General features: G+C 49.2%; 13 protein-coding genes. 10 read left to right on the forward strand and 3 right to left on the reverse strand.

The window, feature by feature from the left end:
• From HP568_RS17500 to HP568_RS17530, 7 genes are all read left to right on the forward strand, one after another.
• The coding region (locus HP568_RS17500; RefSeq protein WP_375154939.1) for a sensor histidine kinase at nt 1–197 on the forward strand (197 nt) is incomplete at its 5' end.
• On the forward strand, nt 169–1365 hold the full coding sequence (locus HP568_RS17505; protein ID WP_173629771.1) for a response regulator transcription factor: 1197 nt from the start codon (nt 169–171) through the stop codon (nt 1363–1365). The genes HP568_RS17500 and HP568_RS17505, both read left to right, overlap by 29 nt.
• A 118-nt stretch (nt 1366–1483) precedes the next feature.
• On the forward strand, nt 1484–2782 hold the full coding sequence (locus tag HP568_RS17510) for an ABC transporter substrate-binding protein (RefSeq protein WP_048035390.1): 1299 nt from the start codon (nt 1484–1486) through the stop codon (nt 2780–2782).
• Between the two features lie 57 nt (nt 2783–2839).
• On the forward strand, nt 2840–3760 hold the full coding sequence (locus HP568_RS17515; RefSeq protein ID WP_173629826.1) for a carbohydrate ABC transporter permease: 921 nt from the start codon (nt 2840–2842) through the stop codon (nt 3758–3760).
• Nucleotides 3757–4569 (forward strand): carbohydrate ABC transporter permease, encoded by an 813-nt coding sequence (locus HP568_RS17520; protein ID WP_375154940.1) that lies wholly within the window; start codon nt 3757–3759, stop codon nt 4567–4569. The genes HP568_RS17515 and HP568_RS17520 overlap by 4 nt, the downstream gene beginning before the upstream one ends.
• Before the next feature lie 28 nt (nt 4570–4597).
• Nucleotides 4598–5254, forward strand: coding sequence for a YesL family protein (locus HP568_RS17525; protein WP_173629773.1), 657 nt, complete (start codon nt 4598–4600; stop codon nt 5252–5254).
• Nucleotides 5244–6935, forward strand: a complete 1692-nt coding sequence (locus HP568_RS17530; protein WP_173629774.1) for an amylo-alpha-1,6-glucosidase — start codon at nt 5244–5246, stop codon at nt 6933–6935. Before HP568_RS17525 ends, HP568_RS17530 begins: the two co-directional genes overlap by 11 nt.
• A gap of 65 nt (nt 6936–7000) precedes the next feature.
• On the opposite strand, the gene HP568_RS17535 is transcribed toward HP568_RS17530, so the two are convergent.
• The 3 genes from HP568_RS17535 to HP568_RS17545 are packed head-to-tail and all read right to left on the reverse strand — an operon-like array spanning nt 7001 to nt 9210.
• The gene (locus HP568_RS17535) at nt 7001–7723 is read right to left on the reverse strand and encodes an amino acid ABC transporter ATP-binding protein (protein ID WP_173629775.1); all 723 of its coding nucleotides are present in this window, start codon (nt 7721–7723) and stop codon (nt 7001–7003) included.
• Nucleotides 7720–8373, reverse strand: a complete 654-nt coding sequence (locus HP568_RS17540) for an amino acid ABC transporter permease (protein WP_007720310.1) — start codon at nt 8371–8373, stop codon at nt 7720–7722. Before HP568_RS17540 ends, HP568_RS17535 begins: the two co-directional genes overlap by 4 nt.
• Nucleotides 8374–8424: 51 nt before the next feature.
• Entirely contained in the window at nt 8425–9210 is a 786-nt protein-coding gene (locus HP568_RS17545) for a transporter substrate-binding domain-containing protein (RefSeq protein WP_173629776.1), read from the reverse strand.
• A gap of 196 nt (nt 9211–9406) precedes the next feature.
• On the opposite strand from HP568_RS17545, the gene HP568_RS17550 reads away from it, so the two are divergent.
• From HP568_RS17550 to HP568_RS17560, 3 genes are all read left to right on the forward strand, one after another.
• Nucleotides 9407–10108 (forward strand): response regulator transcription factor, encoded by a 702-nt coding sequence (locus HP568_RS17550; protein ID WP_173629777.1) that lies wholly within the window; start codon nt 9407–9409, stop codon nt 10106–10108.
• Complete coding sequence (locus tag HP568_RS17555; protein ID WP_048035384.1) at nt 10101–11207, forward strand: sensor histidine kinase; 1107 nt, start codon at nt 10101–10103, stop codon at nt 11205–11207. The genes HP568_RS17550 and HP568_RS17555 overlap by 8 nt, the downstream gene beginning before the upstream one ends.
• Before the next feature lie 151 nt (nt 11208–11358).
• Nucleotides 11359–12627, forward strand: coding sequence for an efflux RND transporter periplasmic adaptor subunit (locus tag HP568_RS17560; protein ID WP_173629778.1), 1269 nt, complete (start codon nt 11359–11361; stop codon nt 12625–12627).
• Nucleotides 12628–12630: the final 3 nt, after the last annotated feature.

The raw sequence follows: 12630 nt of genomic DNA on the forward strand, positions 1-12630 counted from the left end.
TTCTCGATCCTGATCTGGAGCGTTCTAGCAAACGAGGACTCGGCGTGTACAACGTCGATCAGAAGTTCAAACTTCATTTCCGTATGGAGCACGGCATGAAGATTTCATCTGTCAGAGGAGAAGGAACCACAATTCAAATCACATGGCCGAAAAGGGAGGAACTTCCTGATGAGCATCAAGGTAATGATTGTGGATGACGAAGTGCTGGTGCGAAGAGGACTGAAGGCAATGGTGCCGTGGAGTCGCTACGGGATGGAAGTGGTAGCGGATGCACCGAATGGTCGGAAAGGCTGGGAGGCTTTCCTGCAAATACAGCCCGAGCTGGTGATTACGGACATCGTTATGCCGGAAATGGATGGATTGGAGCTGTGCAGGCGGGTGAAGGAGCACGCTCCACAAACAAAGGTGCTTCTGCTGAGCTGTCACCGCGATTTTTCTTTTGCCCAGCAAGGAATCTCTCTCGGGGTGTCCGGATATTTGTTGAAGACCGAGTTTCAGGATGAGGAATGGGGTACGTTGTTGGAAAAGCTGCGGATGGAGTTGGCAGGTGAGAGTACGCGACCTGAAAAAATCCATGAACGCCCTGATGAATGGAAGCGGGAATTCGGTGCGTGGTTGACTGGTTTGAGCCGGGATTTCGAGCAAAGCTTGTCCTCCCTCCTGCAATCACACTGGTCGTGGATGAACGATTCCATGCGAGTATGGCTCTTGGAAGGAATGGGCAGCAGTGCAAACGGCGAGGAGCAGGAGCGGGCATGGATTACACGGGAGCTGGACAGCCAATGGGAATGGATCGTATGTGGCGATATCCGTTTTTTGTTGACTCCCGCAAGTACCGGCAGGCAGGTAGAATCATTGCTCGTGGAATGGAAGCTGGCTGGGAAGGTGACGAGCTGGGAGACAACAAGCCCGTTTGCTGGACTCGAACCGTGGATGCAGACAGTACGGATGCTCTACCAACGCAAGGAGCGGGCGCGCAAGTATGGCGTCATTCAAGACCCGTGGCAGGAACCGATCAAGCAGGCCGTTCATTACGCGCTCGATCGTCTGGATACGCCATTGACGGTCAGTGAGGTAGCTTCACAGGTGGGGCTGAGCCGCAGTCATTTTAGCGTGATGTTTAAAAAGGGAGTGGGCGAGAGCTTCGGCGAGTTTCTCGACAAGCGCCGGGTAAAAATGGCTCGAGCGATGCTGGATGAAACCGCTCTGTCCATTCAGGAGGTAGCGGAGCGAGTTGGTCTTCCTGACGCGAAATACTTTAGCAAATGGTTTAAAAAATATACAGGGATGACCCCGAGTCACTACCGTTTCAAACAAAAGGAGGAGTCCAGTCGAACAATCGTCCACTCCACCGCGCAAACCTGAACAAAGCGAAAAAAAGGAAACAAATTCACACACTATTGCGAACAGTTGGCGGTTTCACCGTTTTTTTCCCTTCATTAAAATAAAGAAAAATGAGGGGTAAATCTAGGGGGGATCACAGATGAAAAAGGTTGCGTCAAAATGGATGGCAGCTGGCATGGCACTACTTTTGGCCGTCGCGGCTGGTTGTTCACAAGCCCAGCCATCAGGTACAGACGGCACGTCTAGTAACACAGGTACGACAACGCCAGCATCGTCTGATAAAAAGGAAACGGTTACATTGCGTTTCGCGACATGGGATACGGACCAAATGCTGAAGATCCAACAAGATATCGCGAAACAATTCGAACAGAAAAACCCGGGTGTGAAGGTACAAGTCGAGGCATATGCAGATGGATTTGATCAGAAGCTGGTAGCGGCATTCGGAGCGAAAAACCCGCCAGATGTCATGTACATGTGGGATTTCCCAACGTACAACGCCTCGCTCGAGCCATTGGATGAGTACGTAAAGAAGGACCCATCAGTGGCAATCGACGACTTTTACCAAGGCCTCTTAAACTATAATCGCTTCGATGGAAAATTGTTCGGTCTCCCAGCGGGCTTCTCGACGCGGGTCGTCTTCTACAACAAAAAGCTGTTTAACGAAGCAAATGTACCGCTTCCAACAGACAACTGGACGTGGGACGATTTCAAATCGGCAGCCAAACAACTGACCGTTCGCGACAAGAAGCAGTACGGCTTCGCTGTTCGTTCGGAGCCGGATACGTACGATTTGCAGCAGTTCGTGTGGAGCAATGGCAGCAGCTTCATCAGCCCTGACGGAAAAGCCATCGAAGGCTACATGAACAGCAAGGAAACAGCAGAAGCCCTGCAAATTTTCAGTGACTTGGCCAAGGACAAGAGTGCTTTGCTCGTCGGTGGCAAAAACCAGCAGAGCGGAAACGACTTGTTCAAAGCTGGCAAGCTCGCGATGTATGACAACGGTGTCTGGTCGCTCGAGTCGTACAAGAAGGCAAATGTCGACTTTGGTACGGTCGTAATGCCGCAATTCCCTGGCAAGCCTGGTAAGGGTGTCATTGCAACCTCCTCAGTATCGATCGCCAAGGATTCCAAAAACAAAGAACTGGCTTGGGAGTTTTTGAAGTTCTTCGTTTCCAGTGATGCGATCAAGATGCGTACATCTGACTTGCCTGTGCGTATTAGTGTCGTACAAGAGAAGAAGCTCGATCAGGACCCGCTCTACGCGCCGTTCTACAAGACATTGGAGCAATCGACTGACACGCCAGCCTTCCTGTTGAATCCACACTGGAACGAAATCAATCGGAACCTTTCCGCAGCAGTCAATGCGATCATGATGGGACAAAATGCCGAGGAATTACTGAACAAGGCAGTCAAAGACTCCCAGAAATTCTTGAAATAACGGGAAGGGGTCAGGAATTTGAATACAGAGAGTGTCGTGACACATAAACAGCCTGCCATGACCGTTCAACCGAAAAAACTCAAGGGAAGGGCGTTTCTTACGCCCTATCTTTTTATCTTGCCTTGGATTCTCGGCTTTCTCGCTTTTACGCTGGGACCGATGTTGTTTTCGCTCGTCATGAGCTTTTTTGATTGGCCTGTCGTTGGTGAGGTTACGTTCGTCGGCTTGGACAACTACGTCAATATGTTTACGGATGATCCACTGTTTTGGCAATCACTCTGGGTCACCATTAAATTTGCGCTGTTGTTTGTACCGTTAAATTTGTTCATCGCGTTGTTTTTGGCCATGATGCTGAATCAGAAGGTAAGAGGCAGCGGCTTTTTCCGCACAGTGTTTTACTTGCCGAGCGTGATTTCTGGTGTGGCGCTGGCGATGATTTGGGCGTGGGTGTACGACGGGGAATACGGTATTTTCAACTATTTGCTCAGTCTGGTTGGGATTACAGGTCCAAATTGGCTAAACGATACGTCATGGGCACTTGTTGCCATGGTAATCGCCAGTCTGTGGGGGCAAGGCTCCATGGTATTGATTTTCCTGGCGGGGCTCAAAAGCATCCCGGAGAGCTTGTATGAAGCGGCTTCGATTGATGGGGCAGGGGCGGTGCAAAAGTTTTTCCGGATTACACTGCCGATGGTTAGCCCAACGATTTTGTTCAACCTGATTATGACGATCATTAGTGCGTTCCAGCAGTTGAGTCTAGCACTCTTGCTCACAGGAGGCGGACCGTTGCAGTCTACGTATTTCTATGCCATGTTCGCGTATGACAACGCCTTCAAATACTTCAAGATGGGATATGCTTCGGCGAACTCCTGGTTTATGTTTGTGATCATTTTGGTATTGACCTTCCTCGTATTTAAAACGTCCGGCAAATGGGTGTACTACGAGGGCGACAATCGCAGGGGAGGGGAGGAAGCTTGATACGCAAAACGATCGCTTATGCGAGCTTGATCTTTTTCTCTTTCCTGTTTCTCGCACCGTTTTACTGGATGATCTCTACTGCGCTCAAGTCAGATACTGAGATTTTGCAGTATCCACCCAAATGGATTCCGGATGTGCTGCATTGGGAGAACTTCGGGAATGCGTGGATGTCGCAGCCGTTTCATCTGTATTTGGAAAACTCGTTGACGGTGACGATCCTGACCACGATTGGTCAGTTGATTTCGTCTTCGCTGGTCGCGTACGGCTTTGCCCGGTTTACGTTTAAAGGGAGAGATTTTCTGTTCATGGTCGTTTTGGCCACGATGATGATTCCGTGGGAAGTGACGATGATCCCGCTGTACATGGAATTCAACTATCTGGGCTGGATCAACACGCTCAAGCCGTTGATTGTTCCTTCGTTCTTCGGGTCAGCGTTTTATATTTTCCTCATGCGACAGTTTATTTTGACCATTCCTCGTGAGCTGGATGAAGCCGCACGTATTGATGGGGCTGGTTCGTTTCAGATTTACGCACGGATTATTATGCCTTTGATGATGCCTGCTCTGATTTTGGTGAGTGTATTCAACATCTTGGGTACATGGAACGACTACTTGGGTCCACTCATTTTCTTGAATGACCAAAGTCAGTACACGCTGACGCTGGGACTGGCGCAATTTAAAGGGATGTATGAAGTAGAGGCTACCGGGCTGATGGCGGTAACATTATTGATCTCGCTTCCGCCGTTACTCCTCTTTTTCCTCGCACAACGATATATCGTAGACAATTCAGCCGGCGTTGCTATTAAGTAAGAGGCTATCAAGTAAGGAGGGAGCTACAGTGGGGAATCGGGCGAAATGGGAAGGATGGGCATGGTCATTTCATCAATTTGGTGAGCGATTGTTGCGGATGGCGGCAGCGCATCTCATGTGGGTGGCATGTACGCTCATGGGAGGCATCGTCTTTGGAATTTTCCCAGCGACAGCCGCTCTGTACGACGTAGTTAGCGGCAAGTGGAATGACCGTGGGCTTCCGTCCGCCTTCTGGCATGCTTTTCGCCACTACTTCTGGAGGAGCCAATGGCTTGGTGCAGGGACGGTGCTAACGGGGGCCATCCTGTGGGTCGATGTGGTGTTTTTCCTTCGCTTTGGTACACTGTGGGGGCTCTCGATTGCGGCTGTTTTTGCGGGGATCGGATTCTTGCATGCGGCTACCTCTTTCCACGCTTTTTCCCTGCTTGTTCGGGAGAATTCAGACGTGAAGAGGACGCTCAAGCAATCGTTTTGGCTGGTTGCGGCCTTTCCGGTGCATTCGCTCGTCACGATGGGAGGCTTGCTCCTTCTCTTGATTCTCTTGCTGGCGATTCCCGTTTTGCCGATCTTGTTGGGAGCGAGCCTGCCTGTCTGGTGGTTGAACGCCAGAATGAATCGTCTGCTGGAAAAGCGCGATCGTAAACGATCGACGAAGCAACCTCGAGGTGAGACATATGCAGTTTGATTTAGGAATCGTTCCTTTTAGCCGATACGGGTCATATCTCGTACTCTCGCGACTGGGGAACACCAAACGAGCAGAAGGGCTGTATTTGCGCAATATTCGTGGAGGAGACAACCACGATGGCGCGATTTTTCGAATCGAAATGGTAGCCGATGGTGTGGCGGTTCCATTTGAGACGGAGGCTACGCCAACCTTGCTGCGTCTCTACGGAGATAAAGGCGAAGTAAAGCTGTGCATGAGCGAGCCGCAGGTGGTGCAGATGCGTGGTCAAGGCGTTGGTTTGCGACTCGTGCTGGAATCGACGGCAGCAGACTACGCGATTCAAGCAGGAGCCGGATGCTGGGAAATCAATCACTTTTCCACGGAAATTCGCTTGCGAGTGACTCCGCTTGCTGGAGCGCTGGTGGTCAACCCTACGAAGGCATCACGTGAACAGCAAGTGAGCGTAACCTTTCTTCCCGACGAGGAAACTGGTGTACTGGAAGGCGTTTTGGAGGAGTTCCACACGGTATGGAAGGAGCGCAGCTATCCTGCCTTTGCCGATGGATGGGAGCAGGTAAAAAAAGAGTACGACGAGTGGCTGGAACGGACACTTTCTGTATCTGAGGAGCATCGCGAAGGCTTGAATGAAGCACGAGAACTCGCGGCGTACATCACCTGGTCTTGTGTGGTGAGACCTGAAGGCTATCTGCCGCGGTCTGCGATGTACATGTCCAAAAACTGGATGACGAATATCTGGAGCTGGGATCATTGCTTCAATGCGATGGCACTGACGCGAGCAAACCTGCCGCTGGCGTGGGATCAGCTCATGATTTTTATTGACAGGCAGGACGAAAGTGGTGTCTTCCCCGATTTTATCAATGATCGGTATGCGCTGTGGAATTGCTGCAAGCCTCCGATTCACGGCTGGACGCTGCGCTGGATGCTGGATCGGAACGACGCGATTACAAACGAGATGCTAGAAGAGGTGTACGAGCCGCTTTGTCGCTGGACCGACTGGTGGTTCCGTTATCGCGATGATGATCAGGACGGAATTCCGCAGTACAATCATGGCTATGACTGCGGCTGGGACAACAGCACGATTTTCCTCGATGGGGCACCGATTGAAAGCCCGGACTTGCCTTCGTATTTGATTCTGCAAATGGATGTGCTGGCGGATTTGGCGAAGAGACTGGGCTGTCCTGAAGAGGCAGCGAAGTGGCAGGAAAAGGCGGAAATGACGCTGCAACGCCTCCTGGAGAAGCACTGGAATGGCGAAAACTTCTACGCGACCCACTCTGGCAGCGATCAGCCTACCCAAGGAGACAGCTTGATTCGTTATATGCCTCTGGTGCTTGGTGAAAAGCTGCCGCAGGACATCCGGGCCAAGCTGATTGCGGACTTGCAGGAGCGATTTTTGACCGAGAATGGTCTGGCTACGGAGAGTCCAACCAGCTCCTTCTACCGCACTGATGGCTACTGGTTAGGCCCGATCTGGGCGCCAGTAACGATGCTATTGGTCGATGGATTGCGGCGAGCAGGTGAAGTAGAGTTTTCCCAGGAGATTGCCAGACGTTTTTGCCGAATGGCAGCACGCAGTGGCATGGCGGAAAACTTCGATGCACTGACAGGTGATGGCTTGAGGGATCGGGCATTTACATGGACGTCCAGCGTGTTTTTGATGCTGGCGCATGAGTATGTGTGAGGTAGTTTCATAGAAAAAACAAGCGGGCATGATGGATGAAAAATCGCATCATGCCCGTTGCTTGTCTATAGCACCTTACTGAGAAACGCCTTGGTTCTCTCATGCTGGGGATTGTCAAAAAGCTCGGCAGGCGTGCCTTCTTCGACGATGTATCCGCCATCCATGAAGATCACGCGATCGGCTACTTCACGGGCGAAGCCCATCTCATGCGTAACCACGACCATCGTCATTCCTTCTTTGGCCAAATCCTTCATCACCTGAAGAACTTCGCCTACCATTTCCGGGTCGAGTGCAGAGGTAGGTTCATCGAACAGCATGATATGAGGGTCCATGGCGAGCGCACGGGTAATGGCTACGCGCTGCTGTTGACCACCAGACAACCGATCTGGATACACGTCTCGCTTGTCCGCCAAATCTACTTTTTTGAGGAGTTGCAGCGCCTTTTGTTCATTTTGCTGACGCTCTGAATTTTTGACGTGCTTGGGTGCGAGCATAATGTTTTCCAAAACAGTGAGATGAGGGAAGAGATTGAACCGCTGAAACACCATGCCGACACGCTCTCGCAGCTTGTTAATGTCCACTTTGGGGGAGGTAACCTCCATGCCCTCAATGGTGATTTTGCCGGATGTCACCTCCTCCAACTGGTTCAGGCAGCGCAGAAACGTACTTTTTCCCGAGCCGGAGGGACCAATGACACAGACAACTTCGCGCTCTTCAATGGTAGTCGAGATGTCTTTTAAGACTTCCAGCGAGCCAAAGCTCTTTTTCAAATTCTCTACATGAATCATTTCGCGAACCTCCTCTCAAGGGAACGGGATAGCAGACTGAGGATGTATATCATCAGGAAATAGAAGACCGCTACTACAGCCCAAATTTCGAATGAACGGAAGTTGCTAGAAATGATAATCTCACCACTGTTCATCAGTTCACGGATACCAATGACCGTTAGGAGCGAGGTGTCTTTTAGCGTCACGATGAATTGGTTGACGAAGGCAGGAATCATGCGGCGAACAGCCTGAGGCAAGATAACCAGGCGCATGGCTTTTCCGTGCGTGAGTCCGAGGGAGCGAGCTGCTTCCATCTGCCCTTTATCGATGGAGAGAATCCCTCCGCGGAAAATTTCAGCCAGGTAGGCTCCGGCATTGAGGCTGAGCGCAAGAATACCTGCGGTTGTCTCTGGAATTTTGATATCAAGGACGGGCGGCAAGCCAAAATAAATAAAGAAGATTTGAACCAACAGCGGTGTGCCGCGGAGAAAGTCAACGTAAGCGGTTGCAATGCCACGGAGTATTTTGGAGCGGCTGGTGCTCATTAAACCAAAAAGCAATCCGATTAAGAGAGCAAAAAACAGGGAAATGACCGTTATTTTTAACGTGACCACAGAGCCTTGGGCCAAGACAGGAAGAGCATCGACAATGACATCCCAACTACTGCTCATTTGGACAACTCCATTCTTTCTAAGGTGAAAAAAAGGCGCGTCTTGCGCCTTTTACTTTTTCGTGTTCAAGTATGTGTTGATGATTTCGTCGTATTTCCCGTTTTCTTTCAGCTTCTTCAGACCGGAGTTGAGTTTGTCTTGCAGCTCTTTGTTCCCTTTTAATACCGCGATGCCGTAGTGGTCACCATTGAGACGATCGCCTACAATTTTTAGTTTGGAAGCAGGGTCTACCGCAATTTTATAAGAGATAACCGGATAGTCTTCGATGGTTACATCAGCGTTGCCGTTCTGAACCTCTTGGAACATGGAAGGGCTATCGTCGAAGTATTTGACAGTCGCTCCGTACTTTTTCCCGAGCTCATCAGCAAAGGTCGCGCCAGTCGTGCCTTTTTTGATAGCAATCGTTTTGCCAGCCAAGTCTGCCTCTCCATTGATCGTTGTGTTGTCCTCACGTACGACCAAGGAAAGACCTGCTTGATAGTAAGGTTCAGAGAAATCTAAAATTTCTTTACGCTTATCTGTGATGCTGATCCCTGCAATGGCACCGTCCAATTGCTTCGCTTGAACAGCCGGAATGATTCCTTTGAAGTCCATCGGCTTAATTTCTACCTCAAAGCCTTCTTCTTTGGCGATCGCATTGATCAGGTCGATGTCAATTCCCACGTATTTTCCGTCTTTTTCAAACTCAAAGGGTGGGTATGTTGCATCTGTACCAAACACGTACTTCGTCGCACCGGATTGCCCAGATGTCGAGGCCGCCTGATCCGTGCCAGTGCCACACGCACTTACCGTAAGTGCCAACAAACCAGAAACAACAGCAAACATTAGTTTTTTCATAAATTACCCCCAAGTATATTTATGATAGATATGATATGGACATGAATATAGTAATATAGAAAAGTCTGCAAAGTCAAAAGAAACTGAAAGTAATTATTACCCATAATTGTATGATCAAGCTCTACGTGTGATAACAGAAAAGTTATTTCATACCTGCTATAATGGTAGGAAATGTATACAAGGGATGGGAAAAACGATGAAGCAGGTCACCATATTGATCGCCGACGATGAAGCGGAGATTGCTGAGCTCGTTGCCTTGCATGTGAAAAAAGAAGGTTACCACACAATAATCGCAGCGGATGGAAAGGCAGCACTCCAAGCTGTACAGACCCATTCGATTGATTTGGCGATCCTCGATATCATGATGCCTGGGCTGGATGGCTATGAGGTCACCCGGCTCATTCGCGAACAGCACAATATGCCGATCATCTTTTTGAGTGCCAAGACATCCGATCTGGATAAAATCTCGGGCTTGGTGATGGGCGCAGATGATTATATGACCAAGCCATTCAATCCAATGGAATTAGTCGCTCGTGTGAATGCCCAACTGCGGCGCTTTAAGCAGTTGAATCAACCAGCAGTAGCAGTAGCGAGTAACAAGGTCGTAGAGGCAGGTGGACTTATCATTTATCCAGAGCAGCGAACCGTGAGCCTGTACGGAGAAACGATTGAGTTAACGCCAAAAGAGTTTGATATTCTCTACCTGCTGGCCAGCTATCCAAAGAAGGTGTTTAGCGCGGATAATATTTTCCAGCAGGTGTGGGGCGAAGCGTACTATGAAGGCTGCAATACAGTCATGGTGCACATTCGCACCTTGCGAAAGAAGCTGGGAGAAGAAAAAACCAAAAACAAGTGGATTAAAACGGTCTGGGGAGTAGGGTATTCCTTTCATGGCTAAGATGATACGGAGCTTTCGGTTCCAAATGGTCAAGCTTCTGGGCCTAAGTCTGCTTCTATCTGGTGCGGTTACGTATGTGATTTTTAAAACGCTACAGTTTTACTATCGAACACAGGTAAGGTTTGAAAGCTTGTTGACGCCGATTCGCTATTTTATGCGAGAAATAGGGGACATTTACTTCTTTCTGATTATTTTTGTTCCACTAGCCATACTGTTTTTCTTCTTGCTAACCAAACGGTATGCCGTCTACTTTCAGGAGATTTCCAGAGGAATTCATCATCTTGCAAACGGCGACTTTACCCACCATGTTCAAATACCGTCGAACGATGAGTTCGGAGATATTGCCAAGGACATCAATCTGGCGGGTGAAAAATTGCAAGAAGCCGTACAAAGAGGAGATTTTGCCGAAAGCAGCAAGGATCAGTTGGTTTTAAACCTGGCGCATGACCTGCGGACGCCACTGACTTCTGTTTTAGGGTATTTGGACATCATTTTGCGGGACGAGCAGTTGACAATGGAACAAGCCCGACATTACACGAATATTGCTTTTACCAAGTCGCAGCGTTTGGAAAAACTGATCGATGAGCTCTTCGAAATTACGAGAATGAACTACGGCATGCTCACCATCCAACAGAATCTGATTGACCTGAGTGAATTACTCATGCAGTTAAACGAGGAGCTATATCCTTCTTTGGAAAAAAATCAGTTGGAAACCAGAATGAATGTGGCTTCACGATTGACGGTTTGCGGGGATGGCGAGCTCTTGGCACGTGTTTTCGAGAACATCATGACCAATGCCATCCGTTACGGGCACGATGGTCAGTTTGTTGATATCAACGGTTTTCTTGCGGGTGACGAGGTCGTTGTACAGATTATCAATTATGGAAACGAAATTCCCGAGGAAGAGCTGCCGCATCTTTTTGAGATGTTTTACACGGGTGACAAGGCCCGAAGTCATCAAAACGGAAGCACAGGTCTTGGGCTGTTTATCGCCAAAAATATCGTCGAGCGCCACGAAGGGACGATTTCTGCGCAAAGCAATTTGATCCGCACCGTTTTTGAAATACGCTTACCTTACGAACAGACGACCTCACTTTAAAAAAATTTAAGGATTACCCCACTTTTTCTTTTAACAGTTTTTCTTATCCTGATCGGGTGACGAGCCAGGGTGGAACCTGTAATAGAAAAAGTGGGGTTTTTTGATTGGCTAAGAATGATCGGGGTTTAAAGTTTTTGGGGAGGTAAGGAATATGAAAAAACGTTTGTGGATCTGGCTGGGTGTGGGCGTGGGCGTGCTTGTGGCCGGGTTCGGCGGCTATGCAGCTTCTTCGGGAGAAAAGAAGAATGGCATTCCTGTCATGTTATCAACGGTGGTAACGGCCGATTTGGAAAGCACGATTTTGACGTCGGGCATGGTCAAAGTACGAAATGAACATACATTGTTCGCCAACTATGCAGGCGATCTGCGGAATTTCTCCATCAAGGAGGGAGACAAAGTGACGAAAGGGCAGGTGATCGGCAATATCGACATGTCCGATGTCAGCAATGAAATCATGGATATCGAGGCGCAAATCACCATTCAGGAAGCGAATATCGCAAGGCTCTCCAAAGGTGTGGAGCCTGAGGAAGTCACGAAAATGCAGGAGCAGCTTGCCCAGCATGAACGCGAGTACCAAACGGCATTAAAAGATTACCAGCGAACGCAATCGCTGTTTACCGCAGGCGTGTCTACCCAACAGGTTGTAGAGGAGGCGAAGCAAAAGCTCCAGACTGCGGAATCAAGAGTAAGAGTCGCGAAGCAAGATTTACTTTTGAAGCAAAAAGGGCCAGACAAGGCAGAGATTCGCTCCTACGAGGCGCAAATTCAAAAGCTGAATTTGGAAAAAGCAAAATATGAAAAGCAACGTGTGCAAAGCAGCATCGTGTCTCCGATTGACGGGACGGTGCTCTCCATGAAGGTGAAACAAGGGAAGTACCTAAGTAAAGGCGAGGAAATTCTCACGGTTGGAGATACCAATGATGTTATGGTCGAAGCAGGAGTCGGAGAATCTGACTTGCGTAAAATCAAAATCGGACAGGATGCGGTGGTCTCAGGCATTTCCTTAGGCGGAGAACAGTTGCAAGGTAAGGTGTCGCGCATATCTCCTATAGCTGTAACCAGCAAAGAGCGGGATGGAGAGAGTACGAGAGTGCCGGTCGCTGTCAATCTGAATGAGACGAGGGAGTATTTGAAGCCAGGTTTTCACGTGGATGTGAACATCGTCCTGCAAAAAGCAGCAAACGCCATGCAAGTCCCCATTGAGGCGGTCGTGACGGACCAAGATGGATCTTCTTTTGTCTGGGTAGCGGAAAATGGCAAGGCCAAGAAGAAAAAAGTGACGACTGGAATTGAAAGTGAATTGTTTATCCAAATTGAAAGCGGATTGGATGGCAGTGAAGAGCTGGTAGCGAATCCACCGGAAACCTTGCAAGAAAATGAAGTGATCTTCCAAGCATCTCCCGAAGAGTTTGCGGGGTAAAGG

The organism is Brevibacillus sp. MS2.2, from assembly GCF_013284345.1.
GTDB classification, from domain to species: domain Bacteria; phylum Bacillota; class Bacilli; order Brevibacillales; family Brevibacillaceae; genus Brevibacillus; species Brevibacillus brevis_C.

What these genes read in the sequence shown, in the direction of transcription:
- HP568_RS17505 (WP_173629771.1), top strand. Translation starts at nt 169, where the DNA reads ATGAGCATCAAGGTAATGATTGTGGATGACGAAGTGCTGGTGCGAAGA.
- HP568_RS17510 (WP_048035390.1), top strand. Translation starts at nt 1,484, where the DNA reads ATGAAAAAGGTTGCGTCAAAATGGATGGCAGCTGGCATGGCACTACTT.
- HP568_RS17515 (WP_173629826.1), top strand. Translation starts at nt 2,840, where the DNA reads ATGACCGTTCAACCGAAAAAACTCAAGGGAAGGGCGTTTCTTACGCCC.
- HP568_RS17530 (WP_173629774.1), top strand. Translation starts at nt 5,244, where the DNA reads ATGCAGTTTGATTTAGGAATCGTTCCTTTTAGCCGATACGGGTCATAT.
- HP568_RS17535 (WP_173629775.1), bottom strand. Translation starts at nt 7,723, where the DNA reads ATGATTCATGTAGAGAATTTGAAAAAGAGCTTTGGCTCGCTGGAAGTC.
- HP568_RS17540 (WP_007720310.1), bottom strand. Translation starts at nt 8,373, where the DNA reads ATGAGCAGTAGTTGGGATGTCATTGTCGATGCTCTTCCTGTCTTGGCC.
- HP568_RS17545 (WP_173629776.1), bottom strand. Translation starts at nt 9,210, where the DNA reads ATGAAAAAACTAATGTTTGCTGTTGTTTCTGGTTTGTTGGCACTTACG.
- HP568_RS17550 (WP_173629777.1), top strand. Translation starts at nt 9,407, where the DNA reads ATGAAGCAGGTCACCATATTGATCGCCGACGATGAAGCGGAGATTGCT.
- HP568_RS17555 (WP_048035384.1), top strand. Translation starts at nt 10,101, where the DNA reads ATGGCTAAGATGATACGGAGCTTTCGGTTCCAAATGGTCAAGCTTCTG.
- HP568_RS17560 (WP_173629778.1), top strand. Translation starts at nt 11,359, where the DNA reads ATGAAAAAACGTTTGTGGATCTGGCTGGGTGTGGGCGTGGGCGTGCTT.